Origin of the sequence: Streptomyces sp. NPDC020731 (assembly GCF_044334705.1) — a bacterium.
Classification (GTDB): domain Bacteria; phylum Actinomycetota; class Actinomycetes; order Streptomycetales; family Streptomycetaceae; genus Streptomyces.
The window spans coordinates 144335-162801 of record NZ_JBIRTN010000019.1 but is presented as its reverse complement, the minus strand read 5'-3'; the positions used below and the strand labels follow the sequence as shown (position 1 = coordinate 162801).

Sequence of the window (18467 nt, the reverse complement as noted above, 5' to 3'; positions counted from 1 at the left end):
CGCAGGGGGCATGGGGCCAGGACGAAACAGGGGTGGCCGTCGGCTCGGCCGGCCTTTCATTCCAACGTTGGAAATCCGGTGTGCAGCGGAATGACAACACGCCGTCCGACGGCTGTCCAGGCTTCGCGCACAGCTGACGGGCCGTCAGCACACTGATGACCGCGACACGATGACGGTTCGCGCCGCAGCGGCCCGAGCCTACGGCTCTATTGACACGCCCGGCGCCAGTCACCATCCTGTGGAAACGCATTTCATCGATGTAAACCTCGGCGCGGAGGTGACGGAACACGATGGTCGGACTCCCCAACGGGACGATGAGGCTCTCTCGCCGTCCGGCCGGCGTCGTCGGCTTCGTGCTGTCCGGCGTACTCGCCGCCGCGCTGACCCTGACGTCCGCCGAGCCCGCCCGGGCGGACCGGACCGGCCTGCGCGCCGCGGACCCGAGCGTGCTCCGGGTCGGTGGCACGTACATCTCCGTGCAGTCGGCCGGAGGAGGCCTCGTCGTACGGCAGGCCCCCTCGACGGCCGCCCTGGACTCGGCGCCCCCGCGGCAGGTCTGGTCGGACACGCGCGGCCGCGGCGAGGTCTGGGCGCCGGAGATCGTGAGGGACGGCGGCCGCTACTACATCTACTTCACGGCCGGGCGCGGCGCGGCCCACCGGATGTACGTGATCAGCTCCGCCAGTCCCGACAGCGGCTACTCCACCGAGACGAAACTGGCCCTGCCCGACGACAAGTGGGCCATCGACGGGACCTTGTTCACCTTCAACGGTCAGCGCTGGTTCGTCTGGTCCGGCTGGGCCGGGGACACCAACGTCGAACAGAACCTGTACATCGCCCGGATGAGCAGTCCGACCGCACCGACCGGCGCGCGGTACGTCATCTCGCAACCCCGGGAGAGCTGGGAGCGGGTGGTCGGCAACCCGTTCATCAACGAGGGCCCCGAGCCCGTCAAGGACCCCAACGGGCAGCTGCACATCGTGTACTCCGCCAACGGCAGCTGGAGCGACCGGTACTGCCTGGCCGACCTGCGGCTGCGGGCCGGCGGCGATCCGACGTACGTGTGGGACTGGTACAAGTCCAACGGCTGCCTGTTCGGCTCCGACCGGGCCACCATGATGGCCGGCTGGGACCCGACGCTGCACGTCAACGGCCCCGGCCACCACAGCTTCGTCCTGCTCGACGGCGACATCGGCACCAGCCCGCCCGCCGGGCCGAGGTTCCCGCTGATGTTCCACGCGGTGCCGAAGGGCACGCCGTACACGTGGGAGAACCGTTACTGGTACACGGGCACGTTCTGCTGGTGGGGCAACACGACCTACAGCCGCGCCAACGTCCCCGGCCCGGACACGGACACCGGCTGGAGCCTCAAGTTCTTCGAGTAGGTCAGCCCCGGCGGCCGGTGAACGGGCCGTCGGCGGCGAAGGCGTGGGCGGCGAAGCGTTTCCCGATGCGGCGGTGCGCGGCCGCGTCGGGGTGGAGCCGGTCGGGCAGCGGCAGCTCGGAGTGGTCCGCCTCGCCGTAGAGGTCACGGCCGTCGAGGTGGTGCAGGTTCGGGTCGTCCGCCGCGCGTTGTGTCACGATGCGCTTCAGCTCGTCGCGGATGACGTTGAGCGTCAGCTTGCCCCCGGCCCGTTCCTCGGGATCGCCCGCGGCGGTGAACAGGAGCCGGCCCTCGCCGAGCCGGCTGAAGTCGTAGGCGGTGGGACCGGGTGTGTCCTCGTGGATGGGGCACAGGATCGGCGAGACGACCAGCAGCGGCGTGGTGGGGTGCCCCTCGCGGACCGTGTCGAGGAAGCCGTGGACGGCGGGCGTGAAGGCGCGCAGCCGCATCAGGTCGGCGTTGACCAGGTTGATGCCGATCTTGGCGCTGATCAGGTCGGCGGGTGTGTCGCGCAGGGTGCGCGCGACGAACGGGTCGAGCAAGGCACTGCCGGCGAAGCCCAGGTTGATCAGTTCCACACCGCCCTCGGCCGCGGCGAGCGCGGGCCAGGTCGTGGTGGGGCTCGCGGCGTCGGAGCCGTGGCTGATGGAGCTGCCGTGGTGCAGCCAGGTCCTGCGGCCGGAAGCGGGTGCGGGCTCGACGGGAGCGTCGGTGCGCAGGGCGACGAGTTCGGTGGTCTCGTTGTGCGGCAGCCAGATCTCGACGGTCTTGTCGTCCTGGGACAGTCCGGTGAAGCGGAGGGTGGCGACGGGGCCGGTACCGCGCTCGGCGGTTCCGGTGCTCATGTCGATGGTCAGGGTGTTGCCCCCGGTCGCGACCGCCCGGTCGGCCGGGCGCCCGTCGACCAGCAGGTCGTACAGGCCGTCCGGGCGGGGCGGGGCACCCGCGTAGATCCGCTTGGTGGGCAGCGTGTCGAGCTCGACGGCGGTCGCCCGGGTGCGGAAGACCAGTCGTATGCCGGAGGGCTGGGACTCGGCCATGGCGAGCTGCCCGTCGGTGTTCTGGGCGCGGGCCCGGGCGGGCAGGCGGTGGGGCAGGACGCCGGTGGGCGTGTGCTCCAGGTCGAGGGCGCCGCGCACGAGGTCCGCGGTGATGGGTGTGGTGGTCCAGGTGTGCGGGGTGGAGGGCATTGTCTCGTCCCATGTGTCGGGTCGGCCGAAGGGCCTGGATTCGCGGTCAGGGCGTGGGCCAGTTGCGCAGGAGGGCGTCGAGCGCGTCGAGAATGCGTGTCCAGGTGTCCTGCGTGTCGGGGGCGCTGTGGCTGAACCCTCCGCCCATCTCGAGGCTGACGTAGCCGTGGAAGACGCTGCCCAGCAGACGGACCGCGTGGGTCTGGTCCGGTTCCGTCAGGTCGTAGCCGCGCAGGAGGGCCCGGGTCATCTGTGCGTGCCGCACTCCCGCACTGCCCGCCGCCGCCTCCGGACCGAGCCGGAACTGGGCCGCCGCGTAGCGTCCGGGGTGCTCCCGCGCGTAGTCGCGGTAGACGTTCGCCAGCGCGGTCAGGGCGTCCTTGCCGGCCCGTCCGGCCAGGGCGTCGGCGGCACGGTCGGCGAGTTCCTCCAGGGCGAGCAGTGCGATCCGCGTCTTGAGGTCCTGGGAGTTCTTCAGATGGGAGTACAGGCTGGCCACCTTGACGTCGAAGCGTCGGGCGAGCTCCGAGACGGTCACCCGGTCGAAGCCGACCTCGTCGGCGAGTTCGGCCCCCGCGCGGGTCAGGCGTTCGGCGGTCAGTCCTACGCGCGCTGCCATAATCATCCTCCCGGTCAACTGAATCGATTATGCATTTCCCTAACACCCTTAGGCAAGCGGGCCGAATGTGATCACCGGTGGACCTCGTTGTCAGTGGTGGGCGGCAGGATGCGACGCATGACAACACCTGCAGCAGTGATCGTGGATGCCGTCGCCTACGCGCAGGCGGTCGAGGACGCCGTACGAGCGGCCGCCGCCTATTACGAGGGCGGTACCTCGCCGCTGGACGACGACGCGTACGACCGGCTGGTACGCGGAATCGCCGACTGGGAGGCGGAGCATCCGGACGGGATACTCCCCGACTCCCCCACCGGGAAGGTCGCCGGTGGGGCGGTGGAGGGCGACGTGCCGCACACGGTGCCGATGCTCAGTCTCGACAACGTGTTCTCCGCGGAGGAGTTCACCGCCTGGACGGCCTCCTTGTCCCGCCGTACCGGCCGTGAGGCGACACGTTTCAGTGTGGGTCCGAAGCTGGACGGGCTGGCGATCGCCGCCCGGTACAGCGGCGGCCGTCTCACTCGGTTGATCACCCGCGGGGACGGGACGGCCGGGGAGGACGTCTCGCACGCGATCGGCACCGTCGAGGGGCTGCCCGAGAAGCTGGCCGAGCCGGTCACCGTGGAGGTGCGCGGCGAAGTCCTCATGACGGCGGCCCAGTTCGAGCATGCCAACGAGGTGCGTACCGGTCACGGCGGACAGCCGTTCGCCAACCCGCGCAACGCGGCGGCGGGCACCCTGCGGGCGAGGGAACGGCTCTACACGGTGCCGATGACGTTCTTCGGCTACGGACTGCTGCCGCTGCCCGGCACCGACCCCGCCCTCACCGAGAAACTGAACGAGCTCGCGCACAGCGATCTGATGGCGCTGGCCGGCGACCTCGGTGTGCACACCAGTGCCCGGACCGCCGTCCCGGACATCGTCGCCGAGACCGCGGAGGAGGTCCTGGACCGGGTGAAGGAGATCGCCGCGGTGCGCGCCGAACTGCCGTTCGACATCGACGGGATCGTCGTCAAGGCCGACCTCGCCGAGGACCGGCGGGCCGCGGGATCCGGCTCCCGCGCGCCGCGATGGGCGATCGCCTACAAGCTGCCGGCCGTGGAGAAGATCACCCGGCTGCTGGAGGTGGAGTGGAACGTCGGCCGTACCGGCATCATCGCGCCGCGCGGCGTCCTCGAACCGGTCGTCATCGACGGCTCCACCATCACCTACGCCACCCTGCACAACCCGGCCGACATCACCCGCCGCGACCTGCGCCTGGGCGACCATGTCATGGTCCACCGCGCGGGTGACGTCATCCCCCGCATCGAGGCGCCGGTGGCCCATCTGCGGACGGGTGAGGAGCGGCCGATCGAGTTTCCGGCGCAGTGTCCGCGCTGCGGTTCGGACATCGACACCGGCGAGGAGCGCTGGCGGTGCGCGCAGGGGCGCAACTGCCACCTCGTGGCGTCCCTCGCCTATGCCGCGGGCCGCGACCAGCTCGACATCGAGGGCCTCGGCGGCACCCGCGTCGTGCAGCTCGTGGACGCGGGCCTGGTGGCCGATCTCGCCGATCTGTTCAGCCTGCGGCGCGAGCAGCTGCTCGCCCTGGAGCGGATGGGCGAGACCAGCACCGACAATCTGCTCGCCGCGCTCGCCAAGGCCAAGGAGCAGCCGCTGTCGCGGGTGCTGTGCGCGCTGGGCGTGCGGGGCACGGGAAGGTCCATGTCACGACGTATCGCCCGCCACTTCGCCACCATGGACCACGTCCGGGCGGCGGACGCCGAGGCGATGCAGCGGGTGGAGGGCATCGGAGCGGAGAAGGCTCCCACGATCGTCGCGGAGCTGGCCGAACTCGCGCCGCTCATCGACAAGCTCGCCGCCGCCGGCGTCAACATGGCGGAGCCCGGCGCCACCCCTCCCCCGCCCGCGGACGCCGAGGCCGACGCCCCGGCGGAAGGCGGCCCGCTGGCCGGGATGACGGTGGTGGTCACCGGCGCGATGACCGGGAAGCTGGAGAAGCTCTCCCGCAACGAGATGAACGAACTCGTCGAACGGGCCGGCGGCCGCTCCTCCTCCAGCGTCTCCAAGAAGACCGCTCTCGTGGTCGCGGGTGAGGGCGCCGGTTCCAAGCGCGCGAAGGCCGAACAGCTCGGCATCCGCCTCGCCACCCCGGAGGAGTTCGCCACCCTGGTCGCCGGACTCCTCGACTGAGCCGGCGCCGGAACCGGCCGGGAGCGTGTCCTCGGCCGGTTCCCTCCCGCCACGCGTGCGGCTACCGCCTGCGCGCTATGCGCCGTCGTACGTGGGGCCCTCGCACACGGCGTCCGTGTCACTGGCCCTCACATAGCTGCACACCCAGTACTTGATCGAGGCGCCCTCCCGGATGTTCTTGTTGCACACGCCCTCGCCGTAGCAGGTGTCCACGCGTCCGTAGTCGGTCTCGAACACGACGTACGAGCCGGCGTTGGACTGCACGTAGACGGTTTCGAAGATGTCCCCGTAGCTGGTGAAACAGGTGGTCGCGTATCCGTTGCTGGCACAGGAGTCGGCCTGTGCCGGCGCCGCGTTCAGGGCCGTGAGGCCCAGTGCCGCCGCACCCGCCACGAGAAGTGACAGAAGCTGTCGTCGCATGGATTCCCCCTCGCTCACTGGTGCACGCGCCGACCGTCGGTGCGTGCCTTCCGCGTCCGGCCGTCGGTCGCTCAGCAGGGCTGTTGGTTCGACTCGTACACGAGACCGAGGTTCCCGCTGTAGATCCATCCCGAGTACCAGCCACCGGAGGCAAAGGCGTCGACGTGGTACCAGAGGTTCCCCGAACTGGGGTTGTAGTAGTAGCAGTCGATGTCGACTTCGGTGCCTGCCGGAAGTGTCTTCTTCGTGTCGCAGCCGGCGTAGGGCCCGTACCGGAGCGGCGAGGTCTTGCCGCTCACGGTGTACGAGTGACCCGTGTCGTACGGACCCCAGCCGGGGTAGGCGCAGGCGGCGGCTGCGGCGGTTGCCGGAGCGGGAGCGGCCAGCAGCAGTGACGCCGCGGCCGCGGACATCGCCAGTCCTGCGACACTGTTCCGAAGACGTCGATGCACTGTTTCTCCTTCGGGATCGGTCAGCCCAGAGTTGAAGTGGCACGAGCATGCCAGCAGCGAGGCCTTCTTCTGTTTGGTAAATCCTGCATAGCTTTTGTCAGTTACTGCTCAACCCTGTGCGGGTCGGGCCGTGCCCACGGCGGCGGCCGTCGCCGTGAACGCGTCCGCGTGCTCCGCGGCCCACCGGGTGAAGGTGCGGGCCGGGCGGCCGGTGAGCTTTTCGACGGGGTCGACGACCGTGCGGCCCACCTCCGGGGTGTTGCCGTACGCCTCCAGCAGGAAGCCGGTGACGTCGTCCGGGTGTCCGGCCGCGCGGGCCCACTCGAGGATCCGCGGACCGCTCTCCAGCGGGGTGAGGCAGGGCCCGCCGAAGATGGACAACGCCTTCGGGCAGCGCGGAGGGCGTGTCAAGGATCCGTTCGGGGACATCTGGTGGGTCGTCAGCCATGTCGAGGACGTCCCCGAGGACGTGATGTGGAAGCGGATGCAGGAGCCCGCGCACGCCGAGGGCATGCGGGTGGCGCAGGCGACGCTCGACGCCGAGCTCACCGGCCGGCGCCACGGCCGTAGCAGCGCGCCCGTCAGGACGGCCGGCTGACCGGGCCGTCGCGGTCCTCACCGGCGTCCGGCGGGCGTTCGAAGAAGGTCTCCAGGACCACCGTCGCCTGCGTCCCGCTGACACCGTCGATCGCGTGCAGACGGCGCAGCACGTCCTGCAGGCGCTCGGTGCTCGCGGTCCGCACCTTCACCAGGACGGAGGCGCTTCCCGCGATGACGTGCGCCTCCTGGATCTCCGGTACGGCGGCGAAGTCCTCGGCCCTGTCCCCCATCCACGCCGTGGAGTCGACCAGCACGAAGGCGAGGACACCGCGGCCGAGTGCCGCGGGGTCGACGTCGACGGTCGTGGCCCGGATGACGCCCTGCTCGCGCAGCTTGCGCACGCGCTCGTGCGCCGCGCCCGCCGACAGGCCGACCGCCCCGCCCAGGGCGGCGTACGACTGTGCCGCGTCGCGCTGGAGCAGTGCGATCAACCGACGGTCGATGTCATCCAGTCTTCTCATGTGATGACCATACTTGATTCAGCGATACGCGTGTTACGTTGAATCAGATCCTGATCACTCTCTGCGAGAGGACGCCATGCCCACCGACGGCCCTTACGAGATCCTGGACGACCGCTTCCGTACCGGACGCTGCGCGAACGGCGACAGCAGGCTGGAGGTCCTGTACGACGGCTGCCGCTGGGCGGAAGGCCCGCTGTATCTGCCCGCCTGGCGCCAGCTGGTCTGGAGCGACATCCCGAACGACCGCATCCTGCGCTGGGACGAGGCCACCGGCACGGTCGGCGTCTTCCGCGCCCCGGCCGGTCACAGCAACGGCAACACCGCCGACCGGCAGGGCCGCCTGGTCACCTGCGAGCAGGGCAACCGCCGGGTGACCCGCACCGAAGCGGACGGAACCGTGACCGTCCTCGCCGACCGCTACGCCGGCAAGCGGCTCAACAGCCCGAACGACTCCGTCGTACGCTCCGACGGCACGATCTGGTTCTCCGACCCGGACTTCGGCATCACCAGCGACTACGAGGGCCATCGCGCCGAGTCCGAGATCGGCGCGTGCAACGTGTACCGGATCGACCCGCTGTCGGGGGACGTCCACCTCGCCGCGGAGGGATTCGAGGGGCCCAACGGGGTCGTCCTGTCACCCGACGAGAGCCGGCTGTACGTCTCCGACTCGCGGGCCGCCCGGATCCATGCGTACGGCATCCGCGAGGACGGCACCCTGTCCGACGGCGAGGTCTTCGCCGAGGCCCGGGGCGATGTCCACTTCGACAACATCCGCTTCGACGACGAGGGCCGCCTGTGGGCCGCCGCCCTCGACGACGGCGTGCACTGCTACGACCCCGACGGCACCCTCATCGGGAAGCTGCGCGTGCCCGAGCCCGTCTCCAACATCGCCTTCGGCGGACCGAAGAACAACCGCCTGTTCATCACCGCCACCACCTCCCTGTACTCCCTGGTGATGTCGGTGACCGGGGCTCCGCGCCTCTGAACGGAGCGCGCGAGGTTTTCGGCCACCCGGTCCGCACCCTTCGTCCGAAACGCCTGTTTTCGATACCGCTCCCCGTCTCGTTGAGTTTCGTGCGTCGCCTTCACGCCATCGACCAGGCAGGGAGAAGTGCCGTTGACTCACCAGACCGCCCAGCCCGTCCCGCCCCCGCCGCCGCCCGCCGAGATCACGTACTCCGGCCACTACTCCGTCAACCCGCTCGGCCAGGTCGGCTTCCGCTCCCTCTGCGCCCAACTCCCCTCCGTGCTGCGCCGGATCACCGCCATGGCGTGGCGGACCGACCGTCGGGCAGTGCTCCTGCTCCTCGCCTGTCAACTGATCACGGGCGTGTCGGCGGCGGTACTGCTCGCGGCCACGGCCCGGGCGATGAGCCCGCTCCTCGGTGCGGGAACGGTCGCGGACCGCCTGCACAAGGCACTTCCGGCACTCGTCGTCGTCGCGGCGGCGAGCGCCGTCACCCGCGCGTCGGAGGCCCTGGCCATGTACGCCGAACGGCGGATCACGCCCCGGCTGACGACGGAGACCGACTCGGCGCTGGTCGAGGCCGTCTGCCGGGTGGAGGCCGCGGCGTACGCGGCGGACGGCTTCTCCGACCGCCAGGAGGCGGCCGAGATGGGCGTGATGCGCACGCACGTGATGGTCATGGACGCCCAGCGCTTCATGGCCGCGCTGATCAGGATGGTCACGGCCGGCGGCGTCCTGTCCGTGCTCAACCCCCTGATGCTGCCGCTGCTCCTCCTGGCCGTGGCCCCCGCCGGAGTGGGAGCCGTCCTCACCGCGCGCGTCGACTACGAGATCCACTACGCGAACGTCGCGGACCGCAACGTGCGCGGGATGACCCGCTGGTGGGCGACCACGCCGAAGTACGCGGACGAGGTCCGCGCCAACGGCATGACCGACTACCTCCTGTACTGGTACCGCGCCCTGTCGGAGCGGGTCGACCAGCGGTCCCTGGCCGCCGCTCCCCGGACCCTGCGCATCGCGCTGGCGTCCTCCGTCGCCAGTGGGGCGTTCCTGGCCGCCGCCTGGGGGATGCTCGCCTGGCTGGCAGTCACCGGGCGGATCGCACCGGCCATCGCCGCCACGGCCGTCGTCGCGGTCCAGACGACCCTGGCGGCGCTGTCCCAGGTCGTCGTCAACGGAGCGGCGGTGTTCCACACCAGTCTGTACCTCAGCGACATGCAGGCGTTCTTCGACGACGCCGCCGCGCGGGCACCCGAACGGGGCCCGGGGGCCGTCCGGGCCCCGGTGGAGGAGATCCGGCTGGACGAGGTCACGTATCAGTACCCCGGCAAGGACAAGCCCGCCGTCGACGGTGTCTCACTGGCCCTGCGGCGGGGGGAGATCCTCGCCGTCGTCGGCGTGAACGGCTCCGGCAAGAGCACCCTGACCCGGCTGATCACCGGCATCTACCTCGCGGACAAGGGCCGGGTCACCTGGGACGGCACCGACATCGCCCACGCCGATCCGGCCACGGTGTGGGACTGCACCGGCCTGGTGCCGCAGATCTTCGCCCAGTGGCCGCTGCGGGTGCGGGAGAACGTGACGCTGGGGCAGCCGAGGAGCTTCGACGACCAGGAGGTGTGGGAGGCCGTGGACGCGGTCGGGATGCGGGACGCCGTCGAGGACCTGCCCGCCCGTCTGGACACCCTTCTGGCCCGTGAGATCTTCGGCGGTGCCGAACTCTCGGGTGGTCAGTGGCAGCGCCTGGCCTGTTCCCGGGCCCTGTACCGTCGCCCGTCCCTGCTGATCCTGGACGAGCCCACCTCCCAGATGGACCCCCGCGGCGAGCACGGCATCTTCGAGAAGATCAAGGAGATCTCCGGCGACCGCATCACCATCGTCGTCACACACCGCCTGGAGAACACGAAGATCGCCGACCACATCATCGTCATGGAACGGGGCCGGATCACCGAACAGGGCACTTATGACGACCTGGTCCACGCCGCCGGTACCTTCGCCGACCTTCTGCGCCTGTCCCAGGACCGCTGACCCGCGCGTTCACCCGACCGGTTCGCCGACGCCCCGCACCCCGCCGTGACACTCGCAGGTGAGTGACGGGGCGATGGCGGTTACCCGGCAGGGGTGGCCGAGGAAGGGAGCGAGCCGTGCGATTCCGAAGCCGTGCGCATGCCGGACAGGAACTGGCCGTCAGGATGCTGGAGTGGGCGAGCAGCGGCGACCTCGCGAATGTGACCGTACTGGCGCTGCCGCGCGGCGGCGTCCCGGTCGGGGCGGAGATCGCCCGGGCGATGCAGGTGCCCCTGGATGTCCTCGTGGTCCGCGGGATCGGGGTCCCCGGGTCCCCCGGCGTGGGTGTCGGGGCGATCGCCGGGGACGACCCCCCGGTGTTCGACCGTACGGGGCTGAGGGCCCTGGACCTCTCGGAGGACGAGCTCGGCACCGAGGTGGCCCGGGCACGGGTCGAGCTGCACCGGCGGGAGCGGGTCTACCGGGGCGGGCGCCCCGCCCCGGACGTCAGCGGTCACAGCATCGTGGTCGTGGACGACGGGCTGGTCACGGGGACCACCGCCCGCGCGGCTCTGCGGCACCTTCGGCACGGTGGCCCCCTGCGGCTGACCCTGGCCGTGCCGGTGTGCGGTCACGAGACCGCCGCGGCGCTGCGGGACGAGGCCGACGACGTGGTCTCCCTGTACCGGCCCCGGCGGCTGCGCTCCGTCGGCGAGTGGTACGAGGACTTCCACCAGGTCACCGACCAGGAGGTACTGGACGCCCTGCGGGAACTGCACCCGGCCTAGGGGGTGTCGTTTGGAGCAGGCCGGCTTCGGGCGACGGCGCCTCGCAGCCGAGCCGGGCGGGGTCCGGTGCGTGCGGCTGCGAGGCGGAGGAGGGAGTCGACACGGGGCGTCGAGGACCGACGACGACGCCGCGGAGGTGCGTGCCGGACCCCGCGACCCCGGCAAGATCCAAACGACATCTCCCGGGCACCTCTCGGCCGACGGTGGCCAGCAGGTTCGCGGCCAGCGGGTCCGGGTCGTTTCTCCGCCAGGCGACGGCGACGTGGGTGCGGGTGTGACGGCGCGGGCGGCGGACAGGCCGTCCGTGAGGTCGGTCAGGGCCCGTCGTACGGCGGGGAGCAGTTCACGGCCGGCCGGGGTGAGGGTGACGCGCCCCGGTTCCCGGTGGAACAGCGGATGTCCGTCCTTCTCCTCCAGGCGGCGGATCTGCTGGCTCAGCGGTGGCTGGGCGATGCCCAGCCGGGTGGCCGCGCGGCCGAAGTGCAGTTCCTCGGCGAGTACGACGAAGGCGTGCAGCTGCGGCAGCGGGAGCTCGGGGCGCGTCATACGCCCAGAGATATCTGGTCCCCCTCTCACGGTATTAGACGTATCGATGCCGGCCACATAGCGTCCCCCGTATGACAGAGCGACGTGTGATCCTCAGCGGCTCGACGTTCGAGGAGCAGATCGGCTATGCCCGCGCCGTGGTGGACGGCGACCGGGTGCATGTGTCCGGCACGACCGGCTTCGACTACACCACCATGACGATCTCCGACGACGTGGTGGAGCAGGCCGAGCAGTGTCTGCGCAACATCGGGGCCGCGCTGACCGAGGCGGGGTGCACCTTCGCCGATGTGGTGCGGGTGCGTTATCTGCTGCCCGACCGGGCCGACTTCAAGCCCTGCTGGCCGGCCCTTCGCCGTTGTTTCGGCGATGTCCGGCCGGCCGCCACCATGCTCGTGTGCGGCCTCGCCGATCCCCGTATGAAGATCGAGATCGAGGCGTACGCGCAGCGGCCGGCCCGGTGACGGCAGGGCCCGTCGTCCCTGTCCTCAGCCCTCGGCCGGGGTGAGCACCACGAAGTCGGCGGCGAAGGGGTCGAGGCAGACGGCCAGGCGGCCGACGCCCGCCGCGTCCTCCGGCCCCATCTGCACACTGCCGCCGTTCTCGGTGACCTTGGCCACCGCCGCGTCACAGTCGGTGACGTGGAAGACCGGATGCCAGTAAGGACGTCCACCCGCCGGTGCGAGGTCCTCCTTGCGGACCTCCAGCAGACCGCCGTGCATCCGCTCCTCGGGCAGCCCGGCCGGGGTGATCAGGGTGTACGTGCCCTCGCCGCCCGGCATCTCCATGTCGTTGAACCGCCAGCCGAGGACACCGCCGTAGAACTCCTTCGCGGCCGCCGCGTCGCTGGTGTACAGCTCGGTCCAGGAGAGGGAGCCCGGCTCGTCCACCAGGTCGACGCCCTTGCTCTCCCCCGGCTGCCAGACGGCGAACTGGCCGCCCAGCGGGTCGCTGTACTGTGCCATCCGGCCCCATTGTTCGAGGTCCATCGGCGGCACCCGCACGGTGCCGCCGGCGCGCTCCACCGCCTGGGTCGTGGCGTCCGCGTCGGCGACGGTGTAATAGATCATCCAGGCCGGACGGGCGCCCTCCTCGGTGAGCTTGCCGAGCCCGGCGACCATCTTGCCGTCCTTGTTGAACATCCCGCCTTCCATGTCCTCCCCGTCCCCCATGGGCTCGTAGTCCCAGCCGAGGACCGCGCCGTAGAAGGCGGCCGCGGCCCGGACGTCGGGGGTCCCGAGGTCGAGCATGCAGGGCGAGCCGGGTGCGAAGTCAGTGGTGATCACCGCGATGTCCTTTCGCTGTTCTCCCTTTGCCCTCAGCGTGCCACCGGGCACTGACACTCGCCCTCCGGCTTCGCCGTCCGGGCGTTCCGGGCCGGCTGCTCCCTGTCCGCCTCGCGCTTCGTGAACGGCAGCACGAGCCGCGAGGGGTGAACGGCGTCACGGTAGATCTTGTGGGTGGCGGGGCGGTCCACCGGCAGGTGGAAGGCGTCCGGCGGCGGCAGCGCGTCGGTCGGCGGCCCGTTGCCGGAGAGCTCCACGACCAGCTTGTGGCCCGGCAGGAACGTCGCCGCGAACGGGTGGACGCGCAGTACGTACTCCTCGGTCCTCCCCGGCTCGACCGGCACCGCGCGGGGGCGGCGTTCACGACGGACCTGTCGGGCGCCGACCCGACGCCCGGTCAGGCGACTGCGGCGGGCGGGATCGCCCGGACGGGCGGGCCGATCGCGGTGAACGGCCCGCCGTCCGACGCCCCCGGAGTGGCGGCGCACGGTCTCGCCCTGACGCCCTGGGCAGCGGCTTCGGCACCGCCTACCTGGTGTGGCGGCGGCCGTCGCTCCGGCCCTGACCGCCTTCGGCATGATCGGCATCCGCGCCCGTCGCTCCGCGGAGGACGAGGCGTCCGGTGTCCTGCCGTCCGTGCCGGACGCCAGGGCACCGGACCCGGCCACCGCGTCCTAACTCAGCGGCTCGATACGGATGTTGCGGTAACGGACCTTGTTGCCGTGGTCCTGCAGCCGGATGGCTCCGGCTGCGGGGCCCTCGGCGATCCCGCCGCCCGTCGGGCCGTCGATGGCCACGTCGTCGTGGATCTTCTTGCCGTTCCACACCACGGTGACCCGCGCGTCGGCCGTCTTGGTGCCCTCGGCGTCGTAGCGCGCGGCGTGGAAGACGATGTCGTACGACTGCCAGGTCTCGGGCGCCCTGGCGGCGTTCACGTCCGGGGCCTTCTTCAGATAGATCGCTCCCGCTTCGTTGGTGTCGGGTGTGGTGTCGCCGTAGGAGTCCAGGATCTGGAGCTCATAGCGGTCCTGGAGGTAGACGCCGCTGTTGGCGCGGTCCTGGCCCGTCACGTCCGGGGGCAGCTGGGGCAGCCGGTACTCCACGTGCAGTTTGAAGTCGTCGAAGCTGCTCTTGGTGCGGATGTCCCCGCAGCAGACCTCCATCGCACCGTCGGTGACGGGCCACTCCACCGGGCGCCCGTCGGTGTGCTGCCACCGGTCGAGGCCGTCGCCGTCGAACAGGCTGATCGATCTGCCGTGCCGGTCGACGCTGAGAAGGTCGAGGTTGACATGGCCGGTGTCACCCTCGTCGTACCGGTAGGCGATGCTGTTGTGCCCGGCGCGCAGGCGCAGGGCCTCGGTCTGCGTCGACCAGGTGTCCCAGTCACCGGTGCTGCGGAACTCGGTCTGTTTCACCTTCCGGCCGTTGACGTACAGGGAGAGGGACTTGGTGCCCTTGAAGGGATCGGGGCCGTTGGAGTAGCGCAGCCCCAGGTCGTACGTTCCGCTCCTGTCCGCCTCGACGTCGAAGGTCGTCGTGGCGCCCTGGGTGCCGTACCGGTCGACGAAGCCGCTGCCGGAGTAGCCCCGGTGGTCCGTGTTGATGCCGGCCGCGCCGGTGAGGGCCGCCTCCTCGGCCTCGTACAGCGGGCCCTGTCCGGGCTGCTCGCCCGGCATGGCGTTGAGCGTGTACCAGGCCTCCGTGCTCCACAGGGTCTCGCCCGACGCCGAGCTGAACGGGCGCGGGGAGCGGACGTGCACGACGCGGCCCGGCTTGAGTCCCTCGACGGCCAGGGTCACCTTCCTGCGGTCGCGCGACAGCTTGGCCGAGGTCACCTCCAGGGTCTCCTCGGCGATCTTGGGTCCGCCGTAGTCGCGCGTCGGGGTGTAGCGCCACTGCTCGGCCTCGTAGTGGCTGACAAGGTTGTCAGCGGTCTCCTGCGACAGGGGCTGGGTGTACTCCAGCTCGAAGCCGCCCTTCCTCACCCGCATGGCCTGGATGTCGAAGGTGTTGCCGCCGTTCGGCGTCAGCTTCTGGAGGCCGTACCTGAGTTTGCCCTCCTGACCCCAGTTGCCGTCCGCTCCCAGACCACCGGCGTAGATCGCGCCGTCGGGGCCCATGGTGATCCGGTTGACGCCGGCCTCGAGACCCTGGGTGAAGCGGAAGACGGCGCCCTGGTACTGGCCTTTGACCTTCTCCAGGTAGCCGCGCTGGAGACCGCCGTAGGTGACGTCACCGATCAGCATCTGCCCCTTGAACCTGCCCTTGGTCAGGTAGAGCGGTGTGCTGGGCGAGTTGGCGATCTCGTTCTGCGGGAGCCAGAGCACCGGCTGGGTCACCGGCTCGGAGTCGAAGGGGCCGGCGGGGTTGGTGTAGTGGTTGAAGAAGCGGTCCTGCTTGATGTGGACCAGCTTCGACGAAGGGAGCCAGCCGCCCTGGTTGTCGGTGGCGAAGATGTCACCGCCGGGGCCCCAGCCGATGCCGTTCGGGGTGCGCAGGCCGCCGGCGATGTAACTGACCTCGCCGGTCTTCTTGTTGACCTTGATGGTCGCGCCGCGGCCGGGTGCGGGCTGCGGGTCCGTGGTGGCGCCGCCGTAGTTGATGGCGACGGACAGGTTCAGATAGAAGTAGCCCTTGCGGTACAGCAGTCCGAAGGCGAACTCGTGGAAGTTGCCGCCGTACGGCCAGGTGGCGATCGTCTTGGTCCTGTCCATGACGCCGTCGCCGTCGCTGTCACCCAGCTCCGTCAGTTCGTGCTTCTGGGAGACGAAGATGGTGCCGTCGACGACCTTGAGGCCCATCGGTTCCTTGAGGCCCTCGGCGATCTTCGTGGCCTTCACCTTGTCCGGGCCCGTGGTGCCGGTGACCTCGTCCATGACGTAGACCTCGCCGGCGGTGTTGTCGCTGCCGCCCCAGGTGCTCACCACCAGACGGCCGTCGGGCAGCCAGTCCATGCCGGTGACCTGCGGCTCGAAGCCCTCGGGGCGCAGGTCGGTGAGGGTGTGGTCGGGGCGCACCGAGTTGAGCGGGAGGCCGTCGCCCGGCGAGTCCCTGACGCCTTCGCACTCCTTGCGGCCCGGGGCGGTGACCCGGACCACGCCGGCGTCGGTGCTCAGGACCTCGTTCGGCACGGTCGCGAAGCCGTCGGCGCCCGGCGGCTGCCAGGCGAGGGTGAGCTGTTCCCCGCCACCGCGCTCGAAGTGGTCGATGCGCAACGCGTGCATGCCCTCGGTGAGTTGGACGACGCCGTCCTTGGGCTCGGCACCGTGCAGCCCGTCGTGGTCGATGACCGGCTGGTCGTCTATCAGCAGCCGCGAGCCGTCGTCACTGGTCAGCCGGAAGGTGTACGAACCGTCGGCCGGCACATGGATGTTGCCGGTGACCTGGGTGACGAAGTTGTCGCCGAACCCGCCGAAGTCGGCGGTCGTGCTCCAGTCGACGGTCGGCATCAACGTGTCGTAGTTCGGGGTCTGTCCGGGCTTGAGCGTGCAGATCTTGTCGAGCGGGACCTGGACGTCGAAAACGCGCAGGGTGACGCCGGGCTCCTGCGGTGGCACGTCGGCCCCCGGTGCGGAGCCCGGCCGGGCCGATGCCAGGGGGGCTCCCCAGAGCCCGCCCGCGACGAACGCGCCGACGAGCAGTCCTGCCAAAGATCTTCGGGTGCGCCGGTACAGCCGTGCGTCCATGCTGCCTCCTGCTGAGTCGACCGGAGGGCCGGATAACTCCGGTGCCGAATGGGCGAAGCGCCAACGGTTGCGCCGACACGCTAGGAGACTTCTGCTCAACTCGTCCAGACTTTGTACTCGATGAGTTCAAAGTCCTTCCGATGGGCAGTCTTCATCGATGTAATGGGCCGACGTCGGGACGGTGACGTGGTTACGGGGAGGCCGGTAGGCGGTAGACGGACACATGGGAACGCGACTCGGCGGTGAACTCGGCGCCGCCCCAGTCCGCGTGCCTGGATTCCAGCTCGAAACCGGCCAGTTGGGCCATGAGGTCGAGTTCGGCCGGCCAGATGTAGCGGTGCGGGGTGCGGAACAGCTCGGCCTGCTTGGTGCCGTCGAAGCGGAAGTGATGCGAGACGACGTGCTGGCGCAGGGTGTCGTAGGTGTCCAGGAGGATGTACCCGGGCTCGGACTGACAGACGATGGCCGGCTGGCCCGGTGGCAGCTTGCGCAGTTCGGGCACCCACAGTTCGATCACGAACCGCCCGCCGGGACCGAGGTGACGGGCGGCGTTGCGGAAGCACTCGACCTGCTCGGTCTGGGTGAGCAGGTTGGCGACCGTGTTGAAGACCAGATAGACCAGGGTGTACTCGCCCGGGGCGGTGGTGGTCGCCATGTCGCCGATGATCACGGGAATCGTGGCTTCGTCGGCCTTGGTCCGCAGCTGCCCGACCATCGGCCGGGACAACTCGATGCCGGTGACGGGGACTCCGCGGCCGGCGAGCGGGACGGCGACCCGGCCCGTCCCGATGGCGAACTCGAGCGCCGCCCCACCCCCGGCGAGCAGGGCGAGGCGGTCCACGGCCGGCCCCAGAACCTCGGGGGCGAACATTCCGGTACCGGGGGTGTCATAGCGCCGGGCGGCGTCCGCGTCCCAGATGTCTTCTTGTTCCATTGCGCCGACGCTCGCCGACGGCAACGGTGTTGTCCAGCGAATTACATCAGGGCTTACGGGCGAGACCCCCGTGCTCACCGATGGGTTCCGGGGCGGGGGCGTCGCTGTCCGGGCGCCAGAGCGGGACCGGGACGACTCCGGGCTCGATGAGTTCCAGGCCCTCGAAGTACGCCGTGATCTGGTCGACCGTACGCAGGTTGTAGGGAACGGCGCCGCTCTCGTTGTAGGCGTCCTGGGCCTGCTCGAACACGGGGTCGATGCCCCGTGAGCCGTCGTTGACGGAGAGGTGGCTGCCGGACGGCAGTGCGGCCATCAGCCGGGTGACGATGGAGCGCGCCTGCTCGTAGTCGGCGATGTGGCCCAGGATGTTGCTGAGGATGAGGGCGGTGGGGCGCTCGAGGTCCAGGGTCCCGGCGGCGACCTTCAGGATGCGGTCCGGGTCCAGGACGTCGGCGTCGACGTACGCGGTCGCCCCCTCCGGGGTGGAGTAGAGCAGGGCGCGGGCGTGGGCCAGGACCATCGGGTCGTTGTCGACGTAGACGATCCGGGACTCGGGAGCGATCCGCTGGGCGACCTGGTGGGTGTTGTCGGCCGTCGGCAGTCCGGTCCCGATGTCCAGGAACTGCCGGATGCCGACCTCCCCCGCCAGGTAGGTGATGTTGCGGCGCAGGAAGGCACGGCTGCTGCGGGCGATGGTGACGATCCCGGGGAAGACGGCGGTGTAGGCGTCGCCGGCCTCCTCGTCGACGGGGTAGTTGTCCTTCCCGCCCAGCCAGTAGTTCCAGATCCGGGCCGAGTGCGGCACCGAGGTGTCGATCTTCTGCTGCGCTGATCCGGGCGCCGCGGCAGGGTCGGTCATAAGTACCGTCCGTAGTCATTCGAAGGCTGTTTTGGCCAACGCATAATCTACGGTCCCACAGCTCGTCCACGCAGGCTTGTT

Annotated in this window: 17 protein-coding genes and 3 pseudogenes; 8 read left to right on the top strand and 12 right to left on the bottom strand. The window is 70.3% G+C overall.

The window, feature by feature from the left end; genetic code table 11:
* The first annotated feature begins 314 nt into the window (after positions 1-314).
* Positions 315-1385, top strand: a complete 1071-nt coding sequence (locus ACH4VX_RS27440) for a glycoside hydrolase family 43 protein (protein WP_398371015.1) — start codon at positions 315-317, stop codon at positions 1383-1385.
* A 1-nt stretch (position 1386) separates the two neighbouring features.
* On the opposite strand, the gene ACH4VX_RS27435 is transcribed toward ACH4VX_RS27440, so the two are convergent.
* Together ACH4VX_RS27435 and ACH4VX_RS27430 are read right to left on the bottom strand one after the other, a co-directional pair.
* A complete protein-coding gene (locus tag ACH4VX_RS27435; protein WP_398370962.1) occupies positions 1387-2574 on the bottom strand; it encodes a GDSL-type esterase/lipase family protein in 1188 nt (395 codons plus the stop codon).
* A gap of 46 nt (positions 2575-2620) precedes the next feature.
* Positions 2621-3193: a TetR/AcrR family transcriptional regulator gene (locus ACH4VX_RS27430; RefSeq protein WP_398370960.1), complete on the bottom strand. Its 573-nt coding sequence runs from the start codon at positions 3191-3193 to the stop codon at positions 2621-2623.
* A gap of 108 nt (positions 3194-3301) precedes the next feature.
* Here ACH4VX_RS27430 and ligA point away from each other — a divergent pair, with 108 nt between their 5' ends.
* Entirely contained in the window at positions 3302-5383 is a 2082-nt protein-coding gene (gene ligA / locus ACH4VX_RS27425) for an NAD-dependent DNA ligase LigA (RefSeq protein ID WP_398370959.1), read from the top strand.
* A 75-nt stretch (positions 5384-5458) separates the two neighbouring features.
* Here the strand turns inward: ligA and ACH4VX_RS27420 are convergent, their stop codons facing one another.
* The 3 genes and pseudogenes from ACH4VX_RS27420 to ACH4VX_RS27410 all read right to left on the bottom strand — a co-directional run.
* The gene (locus ACH4VX_RS27420; protein ID WP_398370958.1) at positions 5459-5803 is read right to left on the bottom strand and encodes a hypothetical protein; all 345 of its coding nucleotides are present in this window, start codon (positions 5801-5803) and stop codon (positions 5459-5461) included.
* Between the two features lie 71 nt (positions 5804-5874).
* On the bottom strand, positions 5875-6255 hold the full coding sequence (locus tag ACH4VX_RS27415) for an SH3 domain-containing protein (protein WP_398370957.1): 381 nt from the start codon (positions 6253-6255) through the stop codon (positions 5875-5877).
* A 108-nt stretch (positions 6256-6363) separates the two neighbouring features.
* Positions 6364-6570, bottom strand: a pseudogene (locus ACH4VX_RS27410) (hypothetical protein); the annotation flags it as partial.
* Positions 6571-6631: 61 nt separating this feature from the next.
* Between ACH4VX_RS27410 and ACH4VX_RS27405 the strand changes: the two are divergent.
* A pseudogene (locus ACH4VX_RS27405) lies at positions 6632-6853 on the top strand (VOC family protein); the annotation flags it as partial.
* Here ACH4VX_RS27405 and ACH4VX_RS27400 read toward each other — a convergent pair.
* Positions 6837-7307: an Lrp/AsnC family transcriptional regulator gene (locus tag ACH4VX_RS27400; protein WP_398371013.1), complete on the bottom strand. Its 471-nt coding sequence runs from the start codon at positions 7305-7307 to the stop codon at positions 6837-6839. The pseudogene ACH4VX_RS27405 and the gene ACH4VX_RS27400 overlap by 17 nt on opposite strands.
* Before the next feature lie 85 nt (positions 7308-7392).
* Here ACH4VX_RS27400 and ACH4VX_RS27395 point away from each other — a divergent pair, with 85 nt between their 5' ends.
* The 3 genes from ACH4VX_RS27395 (at position 7393) to ACH4VX_RS27385 (ending at position 11078) form a co-directional block, all read left to right on the top strand.
* On the top strand, positions 7393-8301 hold the full coding sequence (locus ACH4VX_RS27395) for an SMP-30/gluconolactonase/LRE family protein (RefSeq protein WP_398370955.1): 909 nt from the start codon (positions 7393-7395) through the stop codon (positions 8299-8301).
* A gap of 282 nt (positions 8302-8583) precedes the next feature.
* Complete coding sequence (locus tag ACH4VX_RS27390; RefSeq protein ID WP_398371011.1) at positions 8584-10311, top strand: ATP-binding cassette domain-containing protein; 1728 nt, start codon at positions 8584-8586, stop codon at positions 10309-10311.
* Between the two features lie 116 nt (positions 10312-10427).
* Entirely contained in the window at positions 10428-11078 is a 651-nt protein-coding gene (locus ACH4VX_RS27385) for a phosphoribosyltransferase (RefSeq protein WP_398370953.1), read from the top strand.
* A 276-nt stretch (positions 11079-11354) separates the two neighbouring features.
* Here the strand turns inward: ACH4VX_RS27385 and ACH4VX_RS27380 are convergent.
* Positions 11355-11624 (bottom strand): annotated as a pseudogene (locus ACH4VX_RS27380) (LysR family transcriptional regulator); the annotation flags it as partial.
* Between the two features lie 71 nt (positions 11625-11695).
* Between ACH4VX_RS27380 and ACH4VX_RS27375 the strand changes: the two are divergent.
* Positions 11696-12085 (top strand): RidA family protein, encoded by a 390-nt coding sequence (locus ACH4VX_RS27375; RefSeq protein WP_398370952.1) that lies wholly within the window; start codon positions 11696-11698, stop codon positions 12083-12085.
* 24 nt (positions 12086-12109) lie between these two features.
* Here the strand turns inward: ACH4VX_RS27375 and ACH4VX_RS27370 are convergent, their stop codons facing one another.
* Together ACH4VX_RS27370 and ACH4VX_RS27365 are read right to left on the bottom strand one after the other, a co-directional pair.
* Positions 12110-12907, bottom strand: a complete 798-nt coding sequence (locus ACH4VX_RS27370; RefSeq protein WP_398370950.1) for a VOC family protein — start codon at positions 12905-12907, stop codon at positions 12110-12112.
* Between the two features lie 32 nt (positions 12908-12939).
* Positions 12940-13251, bottom strand: coding sequence for a CocE/NonD family hydrolase C-terminal non-catalytic domain-containing protein (locus tag ACH4VX_RS27365; protein ID WP_398370949.1), 312 nt, complete (start codon positions 13249-13251; stop codon positions 12940-12942).
* Positions 13252-13444: 193 nt separating this feature from the next.
* Between ACH4VX_RS27365 and ACH4VX_RS27360 the strand changes: the two genes are divergently transcribed.
* The gene (locus ACH4VX_RS27360) at positions 13445-13585 is read left to right on the top strand and encodes a hypothetical protein (protein ID WP_398370947.1); all 141 of its coding nucleotides are present in this window, start codon (positions 13445-13447) and stop codon (positions 13583-13585) included.
* Here the strand turns inward: ACH4VX_RS27360 and ACH4VX_RS27355 are convergent.
* From ACH4VX_RS27355 to ACH4VX_RS27345, 3 genes are all read right to left on the bottom strand, one after another.
* Positions 13582-16593 carry a family 16 glycoside hydrolase gene (locus tag ACH4VX_RS27355; RefSeq protein ID WP_398370946.1) on the bottom strand — a complete coding sequence of 1004 codons (3012 nt, stop codon included), beginning with the start codon at positions 16591-16593 and terminating at the stop codon, positions 13582-13584. The two genes, ACH4VX_RS27360 and ACH4VX_RS27355, sit on opposite strands and share 4 nt — an antisense overlap.
* A 190-nt stretch (positions 16594-16783) precedes the next feature.
* Positions 16784-17527 (bottom strand): class I SAM-dependent methyltransferase, encoded by a 744-nt coding sequence (locus ACH4VX_RS27350; RefSeq protein ID WP_398370945.1) that lies wholly within the window; start codon positions 17525-17527, stop codon positions 16784-16786.
* Positions 17528-17573: 46 nt separating this feature from the next.
* Complete coding sequence (locus ACH4VX_RS27345) at positions 17574-18386, bottom strand: SAM-dependent methyltransferase (protein ID WP_398370943.1); 813 nt, start codon at positions 18384-18386, stop codon at positions 17574-17576.
* Between the last annotated feature and the right edge of the window lie 81 nt (positions 18387-18467).